Source organism: Waterburya agarophytonicola KI4 (genome assembly GCF_020640915.1).
Taxonomy (GTDB): domain Bacteria; phylum Cyanobacteriota; class Cyanobacteriia; order Cyanobacteriales; family Xenococcaceae; genus Waterburya; species Waterburya agarophytonicola.
In genome coordinates this window covers 1-16,819 of the sequence record NZ_JADWDC010000085.1, presented here as the reverse complement: position 1 = coordinate 16,819, position 16,819 = coordinate 1, and the positions used below count along the sequence as shown (strand labels likewise).

General features: G+C 38.2%; 18 protein-coding genes. 9 read left to right on the top strand and 9 right to left on the bottom strand.

What is annotated here, in order from left to right; translation table 11 throughout:
• Positions 1 to 871 precede the first annotated feature (871 nt).
• From I4641_RS21090 to I4641_RS21075, 4 genes are all read left to right on the top strand, one after another.
• Positions 872 to 1,540, top strand: coding sequence for a nucleotide-binding protein (locus I4641_RS21090; protein WP_229642565.1), 669 nt, complete (start codon positions 872 to 874; stop codon positions 1,538 to 1,540).
• On the top strand, positions 1,530 to 1,778 hold the full coding sequence (locus I4641_RS21085; RefSeq protein ID WP_229642564.1) for a hypothetical protein: 249 nt from the start codon (positions 1,530 to 1,532) through the stop codon (positions 1,776 to 1,778). The genes I4641_RS21090 and I4641_RS21085 overlap by 11 nt, the downstream gene beginning before the upstream one ends.
• Positions 1,779 to 1,827: 49 nt before the next feature.
• A complete protein-coding gene (tnpC, locus tag I4641_RS21080; RefSeq protein ID WP_229642563.1) occupies positions 1,828 to 3,309 on the top strand; it encodes an IS66 family transposase in 1,482 nt (493 codons plus the stop codon).
• A 517-nt stretch (positions 3,310 to 3,826) separates the two neighbouring features.
• Positions 3,827 to 4,081 carry a hypothetical protein gene (locus I4641_RS21075; RefSeq protein WP_229642562.1) on the top strand — a complete coding sequence of 85 codons (255 nt, stop codon included), beginning with the start codon at positions 3,827 to 3,829 and terminating at the stop codon, positions 4,079 to 4,081.
• Positions 4,082 to 4,150: 69 nt separating this feature from the next.
• Here the strand turns inward: I4641_RS21075 and I4641_RS21070 are convergent, their stop codons facing one another.
• From I4641_RS21070 to I4641_RS21055, 4 genes are all read right to left on the bottom strand, one after another.
• Complete coding sequence (locus I4641_RS21070) at positions 4,151 to 4,732, bottom strand: methyltransferase family protein (protein ID WP_229642561.1); 582 nt, start codon at positions 4,730 to 4,732, stop codon at positions 4,151 to 4,153.
• 374 nt (positions 4,733 to 5,106) lie between these two features.
• Positions 5,107 to 5,454 carry a hypothetical protein gene (locus tag I4641_RS21065; protein WP_229642560.1) on the bottom strand — a complete coding sequence of 116 codons (348 nt, stop codon included), beginning with the start codon at positions 5,452 to 5,454 and terminating at the stop codon, positions 5,107 to 5,109.
• 81 nt (positions 5,455 to 5,535) lie between these two features.
• Positions 5,536 to 6,039: a hypothetical protein gene (locus tag I4641_RS21060; RefSeq protein ID WP_229642559.1), complete on the bottom strand. Its 504-nt coding sequence runs from the start codon at positions 6,037 to 6,039 to the stop codon at positions 5,536 to 5,538.
• A complete protein-coding gene (locus I4641_RS21055; protein ID WP_229642558.1) occupies positions 6,036 to 6,632 on the bottom strand; it encodes a ParA family protein in 597 nt (198 codons plus the stop codon). The genes I4641_RS21060 and I4641_RS21055 overlap by 4 nt, the downstream gene beginning before the upstream one ends.
• A 382-nt stretch (positions 6,633 to 7,014) precedes the next feature.
• On the opposite strand from I4641_RS21055, the gene I4641_RS21050 reads away from it, so the two are divergent.
• On the top strand, positions 7,015 to 7,683 hold the full coding sequence (locus tag I4641_RS21050; protein WP_229642557.1) for a hypothetical protein: 669 nt from the start codon (positions 7,015 to 7,017) through the stop codon (positions 7,681 to 7,683).
• Positions 7,684 to 7,797: 114 nt separating this feature from the next.
• Complete coding sequence (locus tag I4641_RS21045; RefSeq protein ID WP_229642556.1) at positions 7,798 to 9,447, top strand: cupin domain-containing protein; 1,650 nt, start codon at positions 7,798 to 7,800, stop codon at positions 9,445 to 9,447.
• Between the two features lie 884 nt (positions 9,448 to 10,331).
• Here the strand turns inward: I4641_RS21045 and I4641_RS21040 are convergent.
• On the bottom strand, positions 10,332 to 10,478 hold the full coding sequence (locus I4641_RS21040; RefSeq protein WP_229642555.1) for a hypothetical protein: 147 nt from the start codon (positions 10,476 to 10,478) through the stop codon (positions 10,332 to 10,334).
• 122 nt (positions 10,479 to 10,600) lie between these two features.
• Here I4641_RS21040 and I4641_RS21035 point away from each other — a divergent pair, with 122 nt between their 5' ends.
• The gene (locus tag I4641_RS21035; protein WP_229642554.1) at positions 10,601 to 11,512 is read left to right on the top strand and encodes a GAF domain-containing protein; all 912 of its coding nucleotides are present in this window, start codon (positions 10,601 to 10,603) and stop codon (positions 11,510 to 11,512) included.
• Between the two features lie 256 nt (positions 11,513 to 11,768).
• Here the strand turns inward: I4641_RS21035 and I4641_RS21030 are convergent, their stop codons facing one another.
• From I4641_RS21030 to I4641_RS21020, 3 genes are all read right to left on the bottom strand, one after another.
• Positions 11,769 to 12,785, bottom strand: a complete 1,017-nt coding sequence (locus I4641_RS21030) for a tyrosine-type recombinase/integrase (protein ID WP_229642553.1) — start codon at positions 12,783 to 12,785, stop codon at positions 11,769 to 11,771.
• 75 nt (positions 12,786 to 12,860) lie between these two features.
• Entirely contained in the window at positions 12,861 to 13,181 is a 321-nt protein-coding gene (locus I4641_RS21025; RefSeq protein ID WP_229642552.1) for a helix-turn-helix domain-containing protein, read from the bottom strand.
• Entirely contained in the window at positions 13,171 to 13,275 is a 105-nt protein-coding gene (locus tag I4641_RS21020; protein WP_229642551.1) for a type II toxin-antitoxin system RelE/ParE family toxin, read from the bottom strand. The genes I4641_RS21025 and I4641_RS21020 overlap by 11 nt, the downstream gene beginning before the upstream one ends.
• A 345-nt stretch (positions 13,276 to 13,620) precedes the next feature.
• Between I4641_RS21020 and I4641_RS21015 the strand changes: the two genes are divergently transcribed.
• Positions 13,621 to 14,433 carry a TdeIII family type II restriction endonuclease gene (locus tag I4641_RS21015; protein ID WP_229642550.1) on the top strand — a complete coding sequence of 271 codons (813 nt, stop codon included), beginning with the start codon at positions 13,621 to 13,623 and terminating at the stop codon, positions 14,431 to 14,433.
• Between the two features lie 23 nt (positions 14,434 to 14,456).
• Here I4641_RS21015 and dcm read toward each other — a convergent pair whose 3' ends face one another.
• Positions 14,457 to 15,737, bottom strand: coding sequence for a DNA (cytosine-5-)-methyltransferase (gene dcm / locus I4641_RS21010; RefSeq protein ID WP_229642549.1), 1,281 nt, complete (start codon positions 15,735 to 15,737; stop codon positions 14,457 to 14,459).
• Positions 15,738 to 15,952: 215 nt separating this feature from the next.
• Here dcm and I4641_RS21005 point away from each other — a divergent pair.
• On the top strand, positions 15,953 to 16,819 hold an 867-nt coding region (locus I4641_RS21005), incomplete at its 3' end, for a site-specific integrase (RefSeq protein ID WP_229642548.1).

Sequence of the window (16,819 nt, the reverse complement as noted above, 5' to 3'; positions counted from 1 at the left end):
TGCTCTTAGAAGCCCAGATTTGGCATCTAAGGAGAATTTCAGGGGGTGGTCTATACATCCCATCAAACTAATCAATCCAACCTCTTACAATCAATCCTAGAGCCGAGTGGCTCGATCTTCCTTGTTTGCTCATTTGAGGGAGTGCAGGGAGGTGAGGTTGCGTTCTTCAAGATCTCCAGTAGGCGAAGCGAATCCTTGACAGCCGTTAAGCGAAGCCTTGTTAAACTTAGCGAATAGCAGATGACCCGCTCTCCCCTGGTTAGTTTCTCACTCTCGGTCGTTTGGTCGGGTCGGCTGCGTTATGAGCAGTTGAACAAGGCGAGTAGGCTGTCAAGGACTACGGGTGCCCTTCGAAGATTTATTTTCAAAATCCTCATCATCAAAGCGAGCCGAAGGTGAGCGTTTCTTACGCGCGCCTCGCGCGCGCATTAGAGAGAGTTAAAAAAACTTAAAAAGAACTTAGCTAGGCTTTGAAATAGCCAAAAAGCTATATATATCAACAACTTGCTGAAAACGTTCTTGTTCAAGCCACCCATAGTTCTTGTTCAAGCCACCCATAGTTCTTGTTCAAGCCACCCATAGGTTTTTGATGTCAATAGTTCCAGCTTGGTGCGACTAGGCTCGATAGTTTGTGAGGATTAGCTCGATGGTTGGCGATCGCTATTCACCTAGTCAAAATAACACCTCTTAACAGATTTGTTATTAAGTGAACAGACAATAACAGAAAAGAGCAGAAGTGTTATGAATTGAACAGGTGGTAACACTCCTGGTCATTACCGAACATCAATGTTATCTTGTGTACCGCTTATGACAGAACGTAACAGTTCTGTTACCCCACTCCTGCTGAAAATGTTTGAAGGAAAGACCGCTCATGATTTTAGTAATTGGTGCAGAGAAAGGAGGTACTGGCAAAACTACCCTATCTACCAACTTGGCAGCAGTTCTCGCCAGTAAAGGTAAAGACATTCTGCTCGTTGATACGGATACCCAAGGCAGTGCTAGTAAGTGGGCTGCTATGCGGGACTCCATCGAGTCCGACCAGGGGGAGTTTGCCAGGGTCGCCTCCGTCCAAAAGTTCGGCAGTGAAATTCGCAAAGACATCCTCGACCTGAGCCAGAGGTACGAACACATCCTGGTGGATGCTGGGGGGAGGGATAGCGTCGAGCTACGGTCTGCTCTATCCGTCTGCGATCGCATCTACATCCCCCTCCAGGCTGCCCAGTTCGATATCTGGACGTTGAGCGTCATGGATAAGCTGATTGCCGATGCCAGTATCTTCAATCAAAACCTGGAGGCACGGGTAGTTATCAATCGCGCTTCTACCAACCCCAAGGTATCAGAAACGGCTGAAGCCCTAGAACTGGAAGAGGAATTGAGCAACCTGTCTTTCTCTAGCGTTGTCGTGCGCGAACGGGGGTCTTTTAGGAAAGCTGCCAAACGAGGCTTGTCCGTCTGTGAATTTACTTCTAAGGACGCAGATCCCAAGGCAGAACAGGAGATTACAGATCTATATCAGGAGATTTTTGGCAATGGCGAATAAAGCACCCAAGAAAAAACTAAGCATTAATGCCCCAACTCCTTCAGCCCAGGAGAAAAATGTCGAAGCATTCATCAACAAGGCAGAAAACCACACCAAGGTATCTAGGGGTAAGAAAGAAAAACCAGCCGAATCATTGCCTTGGGAAGCTGAGGGGATTAACACCGAGCAAATGAAATCCTTACGGCTCGGTCTGCCTGAAGGTAACCGTTCACTCCCCCCACCTTCGGAAAAGCGGTAAATTGAACAAAATAATTTTGAGAATAGTGAATTGCTGTAAGCTATGAATTATGGTTCGACTAAGTAAAGAAGATTTGGCTCAAATGAATCGGGATTACTTCCAATCCTTAGAGAAGGAAAAATTGGTAGAAGTAGCAAATAATCTACATCTTCTAGCAGTCGAGCAATGGGATAAAATCAACTCAGATTCGAGTAATAGCTCTCAACCACCATCGAGTGATAATCCATTTGAAAATCCCAAAAATTCAGAAAAGTTACATCAGAAAAGTAGCTTTCAAGAGAAACTAAAAAAAGAATCAAAACCGAAGAGAAAGCCAGGAAAACAGAAAGGTTCTAAGGGATTTGGGCGTAGTCAAATACTGAAGATAAATGAAATAATTCCCCATTACCCTTCTCTGTGTAGTGCTTGTAACCAATCATCCCAGATCAGTAACTCGAAACCGTATATGGGACATCAAGTTCTAGAACTAGAAAAAACAGATCAGGGATTGAAAATAGTTTGCCAACTACACCATTACTATCAAGCTACTTGCAACTGTGGGCATCAAACAAAATCGAAACCAGGAGTAGGAATTACTTCGAGGGTAGAAGGTCGTACTCGTGATTTAAAACTAACGGAATATGTATTAGTAGGAAGCAGTTTAGCGACTTTAATCGCTAGTCTGGGAATTCGTTATCGATTAAGTAGAGCTAAGATCTTAGAATTTCTCTTTGATTGGTTGGGTGTAGAGTTAAGCATTGGCACTATCGACCGTTGTGTTAGAGAGGCGGGAATAGCTTGTGAACCAGTAGTCGAAGAATTATTGGCACAAATACAAGTTGCCGAAATACTTCACATAGATGAGACACCTTGGTATCAAAAAGGTAGGCTGTATTGGTTATGGGTTGCGATCAATAGTCAAACCGCAGTATTTAGGATTGCTCCTCGAACTAAAGAAGAATTCAAACATTTAGTTACTGAGGCTTTCGTCGGATGGTTAATCACCGATGGTTATGGTGCTTATCGCCATCGAGAACGCCGTCAAAGATGTTTAGCGCATCTGATTCGTAAAGCCATTGGGATTGCTGAATCAATTAATTCAAGAACCGCACGGATTGGAAGCTTAATCTTAGAGGATTTGAGAGATTTTATCTATGCTATTAAATCAGGCAAGAATAGAGCAGAATTGGACCTAATTATCCGTTCTCTTCAGGGAATTTGTCATGTAGGCAAACGAGTAAAGCATACAAAACTCAAAGCTTTGGCAAAAGAAATTCTCAATGATTGGGATGCGGTGATAGCTGCGGTCAATAATCCTGATTTACCTTTAACTAATAATGAAGCTGAAAGGGCTTTACGCCATGCTGTAATTGCTCGTCGCATTAGTCATGGCACTAGAACTAATGAAGGTAGTACTGCTTACAGTTGTTTGTTAAGCGTGATTGAAACTTGTCGTTTAAGACAAGTTAACCCTTGGACTTACATAGCTAACGTTATTAGATTAGCTCGCCAAGGTCTAAGTCCGCCTGCAATTGCGAGTATGGCGATTTAAAATATTAATTGTTATCAAACGCCCGTTTTATCGACCCTTTTTTTATCTTGGGTGGATAATTTTGATGAGCGCAAATTTAGGGGGGGAGTGAACGGTTACGCCTGAAGAGTACCTACTCAAGCTCAAATATCTGTCTGAAAAAAGCGGTATACCCCAACAAAAAATAGCTAGGTCGATTCTCCATCCTGCGATTGATGAATATATCGAACAGCTTAAAACTCAGGGCTTTATCAAACTGTAACAGGTCTGTACATTCCTGTTACTGCCATAACATTGCTGTTATTGTCTGCTACTTTATTAACCGCTATGTTGTTGAAATGACACAAGATAACAGACCTGTGCTGATGTGTTACTGGGTAAGTTGTTGTTTTCGTTGCTGATAATTCCTAGATTTGAATCAGATTTTTAATTCCACTACTATCGGTGACAGCAATTTTCTATCTCTAGGGTAGAAATTTTCTGAGTCTCAGAAGACTAGGTTTGTAGACCCACAGTTTGGTGGTTGCAGTATCTTCTGATGACCGAAGCTGGTTCTGCGGGAGATCCGCTAGTCTTTTTATTTATCGGCGGATCTCCCGCCGAGGTTGCCTTTCCTTCCAATCACCCCAAAACATATCTGAGTAAGAGCTGGCATTTTCGCCAACACAAACTCAACGCTAGGATAGCGTGCGTCTGCCTTAGCGGTAGTACCTTGGCTCGGATCCGCCTTTGTATAGCAACGGAACAATTTTGGTCGGTAAGGAAAAATAAGGGCAAAAATTGGTCTGAGTGAATTATCTGTCAGCTGTAAGCTACAAAATAGATGGCATTTGTATATCGGCATGACGATACAGATCATGAACTAAAGAATTAGATACCGATTGGTTCGAGCAAAATAGTCTTCAAACACCTGACCGTGTAGCTCTTTCAAATAAGGTTCTTCGTTCTTACGAACGATCAACTCAATGCACCCCCAACAAATTAAAGCGCATATCCAAAGCAATTCATTTGGAAAGGTGATACTCAATCCGATCCAAAACAGAAATATCCCAAAGTAAATTGGATTTCGAGACTTTGAATATAACCCATGAGTGATAAGCGTGGTGTTCTCTTTTTGATCTACTCCAATTCTCCAAGAGTCTCCCATCTGGAACTGAGAAATTACCGTTACAGAGATACCAGTTAAACCAACTAAAAGCCCGATGTACTGGGCAGCTATTGGTAAATTAACCGTTTTTTGTATTTTCCCGAGATAACCGAAAATAACGAATGCGACTGCTAAGATAAATGTCAAAACAAAGACCGTGCCAGGCAGTATCTCGATCAATGGTGTCCCAATTTTTGCAAACCTTACGCCAAAATCACCCGTACGACGATACTGCACAAATACCCGAAAAAATACGACAACTAATAAAAAGCTAACAACTAGTATTAAAGAAAGCATTTAGTAAGTCTTTTTCCATTCAAAAAAGTTTGGGTTTTTCAGATATGAATTGAGCAAATATCCAAAAGCTTTGAACCTCCAAGTTCAGATTCATCTTTTTTATCTGTGCAATTAAAGTTTCCGCTCCTATATTAAGCTTCTATCTGATTTTCTCCAAATATACTCAATATTGTAAATCTCTTTAATAGCAAGATTGTTGACATTATATTCTCAAAGTGAAAATTGTATCTTATTCATAAATGTGCAAGTCACTAGCCACAAGATTCTCCGCGATTGTGGAACTGTCCCACTTTTGATGTCTGGCATTGTCTGACCTCTCAACGCGAACAAGAGTGTTCGAGACGATTTTGGCACTCAAAGTGTCCCACTTAAGTTTAAAAGTGGGACACTTTCTGAAGAACAATTATTTTTTTAAGAAGCGATCGCCAGTAAATTTGACTTCCAAAATTGAACTCCTTTATATGCAAGGGTTTCAGAGCTTTGATTTTCCTTAGCGACCAAAATTTCTCCGTTGCTATACAAACGCCGACTTGAATATATCGTCTGATTAAGCCATAACCTTTGATAGTGAAAAAGCCAGAGGCGATGCGAATTTCATCTTCCGCCTTGCTAAATCTGGCGCGTATTTGATCTAACGTGATTTTGGGTTTAAACCAGGTTGAGGGTAGATTCAGCAAATCATCTCGATCGAACTCAGGATCTGAAGCGAAGAAAAAACTCATTCACCAAAGGTTAGGTACTGATATACAAGGTTATTTTACAGCTTTTACTGACTCGTAGTTTTAGAGAGTTTCTAACATGAATTACGCCTTTTCATCTTTTCGCCTTGGCGAAATTTCGGATATCTGAATACTTATATTTTCGCCATTTCGCCATTTCACCCATGCGTCAAGGAGAAAATCCACCAATTCGGATTTATCTAAATTAATGCCCGCCCGTTTGAGCTTAACCAGTTCATCTTCAATATCAAAGTCAGTCTCTTTACGGATGTAGTAAGTTCTACCAATCCAGTCAGGGTCGCTGCGTTTGCCCGTAGCTGGTCTACCTCTTTTTTTGGTTGGTTCTTCAGGAGCGATGTCTTTGACTGGCTTCGCGATCGCTACTTCGGTTGGTTTCTCTTCTGGGGTTGATTTGGGAGTAGTCTTTTTAGCTGGTGTTTTTGCCTGAGCTTTAGATTTGGTTTTCTTTGGTGGTTTAGATTCAGGAACAGATTTAATTTCTGACTCGATTTCTGTTTCGGGTTTAGCTGGAGTAGATTTCTGACGATTCTGAGCCAGCTTTTTGAACATATTGGCTGAATCACTCATGACATTATCTCCTTACCAACTTGCTCGTAATCATTCCAGGCGATCTTTGCTTTGCGATCTTTGACTTCGTAGACGGGTACGCCCATTAGTGCCGCTTTTTCGTAGGCAATCAACCGTCGAATCTCTGTATCAAATAAAGGGACTTCCGATAATGCTTCTCTAGCTTGTTCTGCCATCTTCACAGGTTTGGGGTGAACCATCGTTAATAAAATTCGATAGCGATCGCTTTCTAATGATTGAAGTAAATCCACCGTTTGCAGTAGAGCATCAACCGCTAAAGCATCGGGAGTAGTAGGCAGGACTAGAAGATCGCAACCGTCAGCTAAAGCTTCTAATTCATTTTGGTCGGGACGGGCAGCAGTATCAATAACAATATGTTCGTACTTGGGACTATATAAAGCAGCTTGCATCAAGTCCACCACTTTAAAAGGAAAACTATTACCCTCTCCTCGTTTGCTCCAGCCCGTAGCACTGCGGTTAGGGTCGCCATCAACTAATAGAGTTTTTCCTAACCCAGAGAGATAACAGGCGAGGTGAACAGCAGTAGTAGTCTTGCCGATTCCCCCTTTGAATCCAGCAACAGTAATCAACAATTTTCATACCTCGAAGTTTGCAGACATCTAAGTGTATAGTCACTTACTGCCAATGCGCATTGGCAAATTGTTAAATTTTCAGATTTCCATCTTTTCGGCTTGGTGAATTTTTGAATTGGCGAAATTCCGAAATGGTGAATATTTTGCTCAATTAAGGTTTGGACTTCAGCTTGCCTTGATTAGAGCAATATTATTCAGAAAATTCAGAAAGAATATTTGCTTGAATATCTTCGTTTACGTTAGTTTGTAATCAGAAGATATATATTGTCATTTTTATATTTCAATTTTTTATAATCTTGCTGCTCTTATTTATTTATAAGTGAATATTTATGGTTTAAAAATTCTGAACAAATTCATATAAAAACTCAAGGAGGAGCAAGTAATGACTGATCATACAGACAACAACAATTTCTTTTTTGGAGAAATTATTGGTGCGCCTTTAGTACAAGATTCGGGAGAAAAACGGAATTTAACTTTCAAAGAGATTTTATTATTGTTGGAACTAGCAACAGAAGGTATGACAGTTTATCAGCTTTCTCGTACTGGCAAGTTTAAATCTGAAGCTAATATCTACAAGATGTTGAGCAAAATATACGACAAATATTTTATTCCAAAAAATTCTGGGGAGCACCGAAAGGATAGATTATTAGCTGCAATAAAATCTGACTCGGCAGTGTTTAAAGAGAATTTACTTGCGGATTATCAAAAAGAAAAGTTGAAGGATCGTGTTGTCAAAGAGGTGGGAGAAAACCTAAGCGATTTAGTAAAAGATAATCTATGTTCGTCTTCACAACTACCTTATGCTGACTGGCAAAATTTACAGCAAGATATTAGAAATTTTACTTCTTCAAGTATTTTAGACATCTACGAAAAGAGAGACATAACTCTTACTATATCAGAGTTACAAGAGATGACTCAGTGCTGTATTGATTCTCTTTCAAGTAGCTGCAACTACGACTCTTCCTCTTCTAGTAACGACATACATTACCAAAGAATAGTAGCGAAAATTACGCAAGTGCAGGAGGAGGATGATGGAAAAATAACTAACTAAATTGAGAAATATTTTTATTATTTTTGTTTATCAACTCCTACTAAATAAGTCTATTACAAAAAATCATAAAATTTATGATTTTTGGCTGTACTCAAATTTCAAGAGGTTTGTATAATGTTACAAGGAAATACTACAGATTGCTTATTCTCCAAGGGAAAACTAGATATTTTTTGGCAACAAGTTGCTTATAGCAATGATTTATTTGAGCCAGAGCAAGAGATTTTCTATTTATATATAGTGGCTGAAATTTCTGCTACTGCTGTTTGTCAAGCTTTAGAAATCAATAACAAGTTATTCAATGTTTTCCTAGAAAGTATTTACTCGAAATTCAAGCTTGATCCAGAATTGGGTGAGAACAGATACATTTGCCTAAAGAGAAAGCTTAATACTCTTTATACGGAAGATTATGCTGCCAAGTGCGAAAAAATCGAGAAAATCGAGCAATCTTACCATGAGAGTGTTGATTTAAATAGAGATAGCATTCACGTAAGCTATTTTTCTACATGGGATGCAATTGCGATCGAGTTTGATTCATTTGAGAAGCTTTTAGAATGGGAGGAAAGCGACATAGTTATTCCTTTTAATACTTTAGAATATAGCCAGAGTTTTTTAGAGGTGCTAAATGATGAGAAATATTTTTATTTTGAGTTTTTTCCTTTGATTCAGCGAGTTTTAAAGCAGTCTAATTTAGATTGGGTAGAATGTTTACCCCAGGTGATTCACTCGCTTTGCAGTAATGTTCTATATCATTTAAATAGGTCAATACCTCCTGATAACTACGCACCATTATTTAGACATTTGATCGTTAATATCGTCAAAGACTTAGCTCGTTCTCAGGAAGTTAATAGTTCTTTTTGCTATTTTGAAAAGGAAATTTATTCTTTTGAAGATAGAAATATATTAAAGCAAGAAGTTATTTATTCTTACTGGAAAGCATTGTTAGATAAATGTGAGAAAAATGATATTAGGATTGACTCTCATAATGTATTGCTTGACTATTTAAAGATTTCTAATTCATGGATAATCAGCGACTCCGAAAAGAAACAGTTATTATCTATTACCGAAAAAGCTTGCTATGACAGTAATTTAAATTGGGCTTTACAAGAAATAGACAGGTTCTTTGTCTTGAAATTAGGTATTGTTGACAGTTCAAGTAAGTTCGCTAAACACCAGCAAACTTACTTGAATTTCAAACTTGAAGTAGAGAAATGTTACGACCAGATTTTAATCGAGGCTTTAGGGACTTCTAATATTTTCAAGCTTTTCAGACCAACATCAAATAAAACTAATTGCTTGCTCCTTTTATCTATCAATATATTTTTGATTGAATATCTAGTTTTCAATCAATTTTCAGCATTAAGCAAATGTATTTTCAGTTTAATTAATTGGCAAGATTTGCGATTATTTCGTTCATTTGATTCTCAAACACCCAATCATTATCAAAAGATAATTGATAATTTACAAATATCGTTTGTTGTTTGGGATATTGGACAATGTACTACTTTTCACGATCACCCAAATTTTTATGATGCAATTTACGTCTATCAAGGTGCTTTAGCTCACGAGAGGAAGTGTAGTGATCAGCCAGTTCCTAGAAAAATTATTGAATCAGGAGAAATGATAGTTTTGGATTTTCCGATTGAACACAATTTATATAATTATGATTCCACTCAAAAAACCATGTCCGTTCACCTACAATCCTTTCCTGTAAATGTCGATCGTCAATCAACATATTCTAGAGATAAAAAAATAACTTGTAATTAATTCAAAAAGAACTGACTACATTTAAATGTAGTCAGTTCCTTTTAGTCAATTCGTTTTTATCCCGTCCCAGTGACAGTTACTACAATATTGGTCTATGATTGCGCCAAAAATATCTATTTCAGGCAGATATTCCGATTTACACTTAGGACAGGTTTCTGCTTGACCAAAATATGTTGACTTTAACATTTCTAGTAATTTGCCATTTCTATAAATTTTTTGATACTTGACATTATGGGGGTCGAGTATCAACCGTGCAGAAAGTTACGCTAAGAGAAAAAATTGAGTGTAGGCGTAAATATAGGGTTCTCCCGATATGAGGCAGTCAACGTAAAATTTAATTTGTCAACCTTATTTAAAGCTATTTTTGATCCAAATTACTTATGTAAACATTGCCTAGTTAGGCTCATTTTAGGCAATGTTTTTAAAATTAAATACAGCATTATAATGCTTTGGCATAGGTATTTTGATGTGTCTCAACTTCTTTTTTAGGCAAAGTTTTTTAAGATAGGTGCGATGCCCGAAAAACATTTATGTAACTTATATTTAAGCGATCGCTTAAATATAAAAATCAAATCGCTGCATCCACTGCACTATATACATTCTAGATACAGGCTGCCTCATATCGCACAAACCCTATATTTACGCCGTGTACCAATTAAACCTACTGAAAATTAGTACCCTCAAACCATTGAAAACTCGTTGGTGGTTTCTGTACCAAATAGACTAAGGCTTAGATGGTACAGCAAGGTGTATCAAAAAAAGGGTTCTTGAAATACTTACAGGAAAAGGGTTTCAGCCTTAGAGTAAGAATCTGTACACTTGCTACTCAATCCCCCTCTAAAGCTGAAACTGATGCAGTGTAAAGCTTTAAACCTTATTTTGCACTATTTCGCGCCGTATCTCGGCTCAACCCCAATACAGCTACTATCTTCCACACCTTCAGGATAAACGGTACAGACTAGATAAGGATTACAAGCATAAAGTAGGCAGTGAGAGCAGTCGGGCATCTTAGGCATGAGTTTTATACCCATTCTGTTCTGATTTTGTCTTAATGAAAAGGGCGAGCGAAAAAAATCAATATTATTTGACTATAATTGTACGGTTAAATACAAAAGTTATTTTCGTCAGCTTACATTTTTTATTTTTATTATTGATGCAGGACATTAGAAAGATAGCAAAAAAAGAAGCGAAAAGTGTTAGACGAATAAAACAATATGCTTCTTTATCAACAACTTTCGTTCTTCCCTTTTTAATTGCCATATTAGTAGGTTCTAAAGGTGATTTTAATGAAGATACCAAAACGCTTTTTTGGCTTTTGCTAATTGGATTGGGAATATTTCAAGTTCTAATAGGAATAGCTTACGGCTTCAATGATGAAAACTTAGCTATAGAAGCATATTTCTTAGCAGAAGAGTTGGAAAAACAAAATAATATTTTAAATAAAAATAAACAAGAACTTGAAAAAGACATAAGGTATTTAAATATTTTACATAATACAATTCAAGCCTTTAGAGTTTTAGAAAGTGATTTTGTTCGTAACGAGAGTAACGAGGAAGGATTACAAGATTTTATAGATATTACTGTCTCATTTATTGTTGATATACGAGAACAAATATTTGATTTTAACTCTGAAGACCTGTGGAGTTTTTCAGTTTATTTATATAGACAAAATGACGACTTGTTAGAAAGTATATGGCTGAAAAAACACGAAAATCATCCGTCAACAGGTGAGCCTAGAAAATGGAAACCAGGGCAAGGTCATATTGGAAGAGCTTTTATAGATGGAGTAGCTAAGATAACGGGGGATGCAACGGAATTGGCTGTTGCAAACTTAATGTCACCTCCTCCGCGATTAGCGAGAGACTACGATAGAGAAGCATATAAGTCTTTTGCCTCAATTCCAATAAGCCTAAATGCCGAACAGGAAAAACCTTACGGAGTTTTGGTTGTGACTAGCAATAAACCGAATCGGTTCAATAAATTTAATTGTTTAATTCTTAATCATGTAGCCGACACAATATCCAACGTGATAGCCTTGAGAGGTATTTTGATCGACGATATATAAAAACAACTATTTTAAAAATGAGAACCCAAACTAGAGGACTTGAAAGCTATAGCAACAACGTCAAAATAGCTGCTTCAACAGTTGCTAGAACACAGTCATCTTCAGATGAAAGACAAAGGGCTACCAGAGAATTAAAGAACACCATATTGAAGAGTAGTCATGAGATGGATAGCTACATATTGGAAAAAAGTGTTTATAGATCAAAAGAAACAATAAGTCAGCACAATAAGTCAGCCAAAGCCATGCATCGCCTTTCCTAAACTAGATCGTCTAAAATGTTAGTTACTTCCTCTTGGTGATTGGTTCGATTGTCGTCGTAAGTCATCAGGGTATTAATATTGGCGTGGCGCGATAGCTTCTGTACCTTACGAATATTGCCATCAGTGGCATCTAGGGCAGCCGTAATCGAGCTATGACGTATTCTATGGGGTGACATCTTCTTGGATACACCAGCCTTCTTACACAGTTTATCGACTACGCTATATATGCCATTACCGCTCAAGCGATGCCCGTAACTGGCATTGTCGATCGCAATAAATAAGGGGGCTAACCTGTCAGCAGTTCCCCTAACTTCTAACCATTGCTCGATCGCGCAAACTGTTTTAGGACTTAAACTAACTACCTCCCTTTCCGTTCCCCTGCCTTTGCCCAAAATGGATAGGGTATTATTTTCTGGGTCAAAATCATTGATGTTAGTCAGGGAAATTTCCCCCCGACGCAGAGCATTACCCCACAACAACCGCAACAGGGCATAATCTCTGACTGCTTTGAGTCTGGAACGTTGGGAGTAAACAGCTTCTTTAAGGGCATCGGGAATCAGAAGTACCTTAGTAAAAGTTTCCTTGGAGACTCCTGTTGTATCGCGATAGGCTTTGGTTTTCTCCCCCTTAACATCCTCTAGGGTGTAGTTACACACGCCAATCTTACGCCCCATTGCCGTCAAAGACTTAATCGCAGCCAGACGGCGGTTTACAGTCGCTTCCTTAAGTCCCTTCTCGAATAATTTCGCTTTATAGCTGAGTACCAACTGCACCGCTTGAGACTGCTCTAAATGCAAAAATTCTAAAACTAAATCTCGACTGGGTTCTCTTTTAGCTACCACATCAAAAAAATCAGTGATATCTTTCATGTATGCCTTTCTAGTATTGGGCGATCGCTTGTCTGCTAAGAGTTGGGCAATAACATCGGGTACTTCGTCGATATTAAAAGATGCGCCGATGGGTTTGGCTAAAGATGCCTCTAATAGCGTAATTGAACTGTTTACATCAGGCATAAAATAAGATAGTAATAATGGACGTTTTCAAACGCTGAAACTGGGCGGGTAAGATAATTAGTCTTCATTTTGACCTCAAACCAGTTCGATTCGTAGTTGACGACCCACTACCGATGCTGCCCTAGTAATAGTCTCAATACTCACTCCCGTTTTTTCTGGGTCGAGCAATCGATCTAACTGCGCCCTAGAGGTCTGCATCTGCTTCGCCATTTCAGTTTTAGTTAGATTCTGCCGTTTCATCTCTTCCTCTAGCTGACGGGCAATAACTCGCTTAATAGCGATTGCGTAGCTAGCCGAAGGCATCGCGCTACATTCTTCGTACAGCCCCTCTTCGTACAGCCCCTCTTCAGAGAGAAAATCATCGAAGCTAGAGCCAGTGTAAGGATTATCGTTCATATTTTTGATGTTCTTTTTGACTATGAGCAGCTAACTCAATCTCTTTTTTTGGTGTCTTCTGGGACTTTTTGATAAACCCATGTAGCAAAATCATCTCGCCATTACTGATATAAAAGATGACCCGCGCCCCGATTGCCCCCAGTAATCTTACTCCTAACTTCCCAAAGGCGCGGAATGCGCCTGACGGCGTCCTAAAGGATACACCTTCGGATAACGGCGACGCGGGGTCGCTCGTCTCTTAACTGTATCCTATATGGTACATAAAAATAATTTTTGTAGAAAGGTTACATCAATCTATTTGCCTGTTTAGGGAAAAGTATGTCTACTGCTAGATCTACCTCAAATAGCTGTGCATGCCACTTTGTCAAATATACTAAACTCTCGACATCTCATGAGTTTACGGTTACAAACAAAATTGTGAAATCTATAAAACTAAACTGTGGACGCAACTACTAGGCTTCAGATTAAAGAACTAATAACTAATGTTATTGACTCAAAGTTAGAAAAGTACACTGCTGAATCAGATTATAAGCCTTTTTTTGAAGCAATCTTTGATAAAGAAACAGTATTAATTGCATCTGTAGTTCAGTCTTTATACACTACTTTTGGAATGTCTTTGTATGAGCAAATTGCTAAAATATTAGCTGAAGCTGCTGGTTATAAGGTTGAGACACAGTATGACTTATTTGGTCAGATAGATGCTAAAACTGAAGCTTTAATAAATAAGATTTGCTCGGAAATAGAAACTAAAAAAAGAACGCCTGATAAACAGAGTGAAATAACTTTAATTAGGAGTAGTATCCAGTCGGGAGCAGCAAATGTAGATCAAGATAAGCGTGTTGATGTTTTTTTGGTTAAACCAAATGGTGAAGAACTATATGTAGATATAACTACTGTTAAACCTAATCTTAAAGAATTTAAAACTCTCAGAAGAAAAATGCTTCGTTGGTGCGCATTACGTTTTAGTCAAAATCCTAATGCAAATGTCAAAACCTGTATTGGTATACCTTATAATCCATATTATCCCCAAGAGTATTCTCGCTGGACTTCTAGTGTTTGTGATGTGAAAAATGAGCTATTGGTACAAGAAAAATTATGGGAAGAATTTGCTGGTGAAGATGTGTTTTCAGAGCTATTAGAAATTTTCAAAGAAGTTGGGGATGAACTCAAAGATAAAATTTTAGAGTTTATGAAAAGTCAATCACCTGAAGAAGTGCAATTATCACTACCTTTGGACGAAGAAGAAAATTAATTTTTTTTGATCTATCTTAATCATTACAGTGGTAAAGATAATTGAATTTTTTCTGCTTTCTTAGTTTTTTCAATCATCATATTTTCCGAATCAATTTTTCTCTCCAACATAGCTATTAAACATTTTCCTATGTGATAAGCCAAATTAACAGGGACAGCATTACCTATTTGTCTGTACTGTGATGCAGTTGAACCTGTAAATTGCCAATCATCGGGAAAACTTTGAATCCTTGCGTATTCTCTTACTGTTAGTGGTCTTGTCTCTTCAGGGTGACATCGCTCAGTCTGTTTTTGAGCAGGACTACAGGTAAGAGTCAACGAAGGTTCATCCCATGAAAGTCTCCTAGCCATTCCTGTTTTGCCACCACCCAAGTAAAAGCTTTTTTTCATGTATTCTTTTTGAACATCTATAGGCAGATCTCGCCAGTAGCCTCCTGGTGGAACTAACTTTAGAATTTCTCCTTTACGCTTGGGATAAGCAGCACCATCAGATTTAGGACAGTTTTTCAATGCTTCTCTAATAGAGACAGTATAGTCTTTCTCTTTAGGGAATAATGCAGGTATATCCAAATCATTTCTGATCGCTACAATAACTACCCTTTCGCGTTTTTGTGGCACATCTAAAAATTGCGCTCTGAGTAATCTGTAGACAGGTTTGTATCCTATATCTTCCAAAGCTCGCAGCATGGTAGATAAAGTTCTTCCTTCATCATGCCGAATTAGACCCCGAACATTCTCGACGAGTGCTATTTTTGGCTGCACTTCTTTTACGCATCGGGCTAATTCAAAAAATAGAGTTCCCCTAGTATCCTCAAAACCTCTACTGTGACCTGCATAGCTAAAAGCTTGACATGGAGGTCCACCCGCAACAATGTCTATTTTGCCGTTATAAAGCGTGAAATCAACTTGAGCTATATCTTGATGTTCGACTTTCCAGCGAGGTCGATTTTCTTTGAGTGTGTTAACGCTGCTTTTATCAATTTCTACCAGTAGCTTCGTTTTTAACCCAGCATTTTCAAAGCCCAAAGCCATGCCACCACAGCCAGAAAATAATTCTATGACATTGAATTTAGTTTTTTTGCTTTTAAGGACTTTAAACTCTACGTTATTTCCCAGCCCCAAATACTTGTTTTGAATGCGCCATAGTTCCTCAATATCGAATAATCTATAGTTGTTTTCAGAACGTTTGGCTCTAATCAGTTTTTTCTTTTCCCATCTGCGTATAGTGTCAGGTGAGACATCTAAAATTTGAGCAGCTTCTTGCACTGTAACCTTTTCTTCAGCAGCTAATTTAGTCTTTACCATTCACACCGTCACCAAAAAATATAACCATAACATTATGCAATGGTTACTAAGAAAAAGCTAGCAATAGCTACCACAATGACAATTGACCTTCGCTCATTTTCTTGACAACAACAACAAATAACAACAACAAGCACGACGAACAGCTTAACACTTGTTTTTCCTTTGATGTGGACAAATAATTATCAAACAACAACAACAACAAACAACAGCCACAAATGAAGGTGCAGAAAGGGAAATTATCCAGTAGTGGTGAAATAGTCTGGTTCGTTTTAGATCGCAACTATAAACCTATTAAGCCCATACAAAACTACATAAGCTATTTAGCTAGTTTGAATCGTTCCTCTAAGACACTAAGAACTTATGCCCATAACCTGAAGCTTTATTGGGAGTATTTGGAAAGATACTGTATAGCCTGGAATTCAATCACTTTAGAGCAATTATCAGAGTTTATTCACTGGCTACGTCGTCCTGAATACGACCCAAAAATTGTCTCTATAGACCCTCAAACAGCAAAGCGTAGGGAATCAACTATCAACAACATAATGAGTACGGTATGCCAGTTTATTGACTATCATCAACGTCTTGACAATATAGAATCAGAAATTGATACAACAGTTGAAAGACCACCTACTGCCCGTAAATTCAAAGATTTACTTTATCACATCAATAAATCTAAACCCTTTGAAGGAAGATTTTTAAGAGTAAAAGAACCTAAAACATTTCCTGGTTGTTTAACAACTGAACAAGTTAAAACATTAATTAATGCCTGTAATAATCGCCGAGATAAATTATTAGTTTCTTTGCTCTATGAAAGTGGAATTAGAATCGGTGAAGCATTGGGACTAAGACATGAAGACATTATCTCTAATGGTAAATGCAATCAAATTAGAATCGTATCCCGTGCTAATAATCATGAAGATGCGAAAGTAAAAAACAATTCATTTAGAGTCGTAGATGTACCAGTTAGTATTCCTAAACTTTACTACGACTATTTTGTATATGATTATCCAGAAACAATTAACTGTGATTATACTTCGCACGGTCATAACTTGCGCTTTTTTTCCAAGAGCCATAATCTAATC

Bases quoted from the DNA above. Each gene is read 5' to 3' on its own strand.
- I4641_RS21090 (WP_229642565.1), top strand. From the start codon at position 872: ATGATTTTAGTAATTGGTGCAGAGAAAGGAGGTACTGGCAAAACTACC.
- I4641_RS21085 (WP_229642564.1), top strand. From the start codon at position 1,530: ATGGCGAATAAAGCACCCAAGAAAAAACTAAGCATTAATGCCCCAACT.
- tnpC (WP_229642563.1), top strand. From the start codon at position 1,828: ATGGTTCGACTAAGTAAAGAAGATTTGGCTCAAATGAATCGGGATTAC.
- I4641_RS21075 (WP_229642562.1), top strand. From the start codon at position 3,827: ATGACCGAAGCTGGTTCTGCGGGAGATCCGCTAGTCTTTTTATTTATC.
- I4641_RS21070 (WP_229642561.1), bottom strand. From the start codon at position 4,732: ATGCTTTCTTTAATACTAGTTGTTAGCTTTTTATTAGTTGTCGTATTT.
- I4641_RS21065 (WP_229642560.1), bottom strand. From the start codon at position 5,454: ATGAGTTTTTTCTTCGCTTCAGATCCTGAGTTCGATCGAGATGATTTG.
- I4641_RS21060 (WP_229642559.1), bottom strand. From the start codon at position 6,039: ATGAGTGATTCAGCCAATATGTTCAAAAAGCTGGCTCAGAATCGTCAG.
- I4641_RS21050 (WP_229642557.1), top strand. From the start codon at position 7,015: ATGACTGATCATACAGACAACAACAATTTCTTTTTTGGAGAAATTATT.
- I4641_RS21045 (WP_229642556.1), top strand. From the start codon at position 7,798: ATGTTACAAGGAAATACTACAGATTGCTTATTCTCCAAGGGAAAACTA.
- I4641_RS21040 (WP_229642555.1), bottom strand. From the start codon at position 10,478: ATGGGTATAAAACTCATGCCTAAGATGCCCGACTGCTCTCACTGCCTA.
- I4641_RS21035 (WP_229642554.1), top strand. From the start codon at position 10,601: ATGCAGGACATTAGAAAGATAGCAAAAAAAGAAGCGAAAAGTGTTAGA.
- I4641_RS21030 (WP_229642553.1), bottom strand. From the start codon at position 12,785: ATGCCTGATGTAAACAGTTCAATTACGCTATTAGAGGCATCTTTAGCC.
- I4641_RS21025 (WP_229642552.1), bottom strand. From the start codon at position 13,181: ATGAACGATAATCCTTACACTGGCTCTAGCTTCGATGATTTTCTCTCT.
- I4641_RS21020 (WP_229642551.1), bottom strand. From the start codon at position 13,275: ATGATTTTGCTACATGGGTTTATCAAAAAGTCCCAGAAGACACCAAAA.
- dcm (WP_229642549.1), bottom strand. From the start codon at position 15,737: ATGGTAAAGACTAAATTAGCTGCTGAAGAAAAGGTTACAGTGCAAGAA.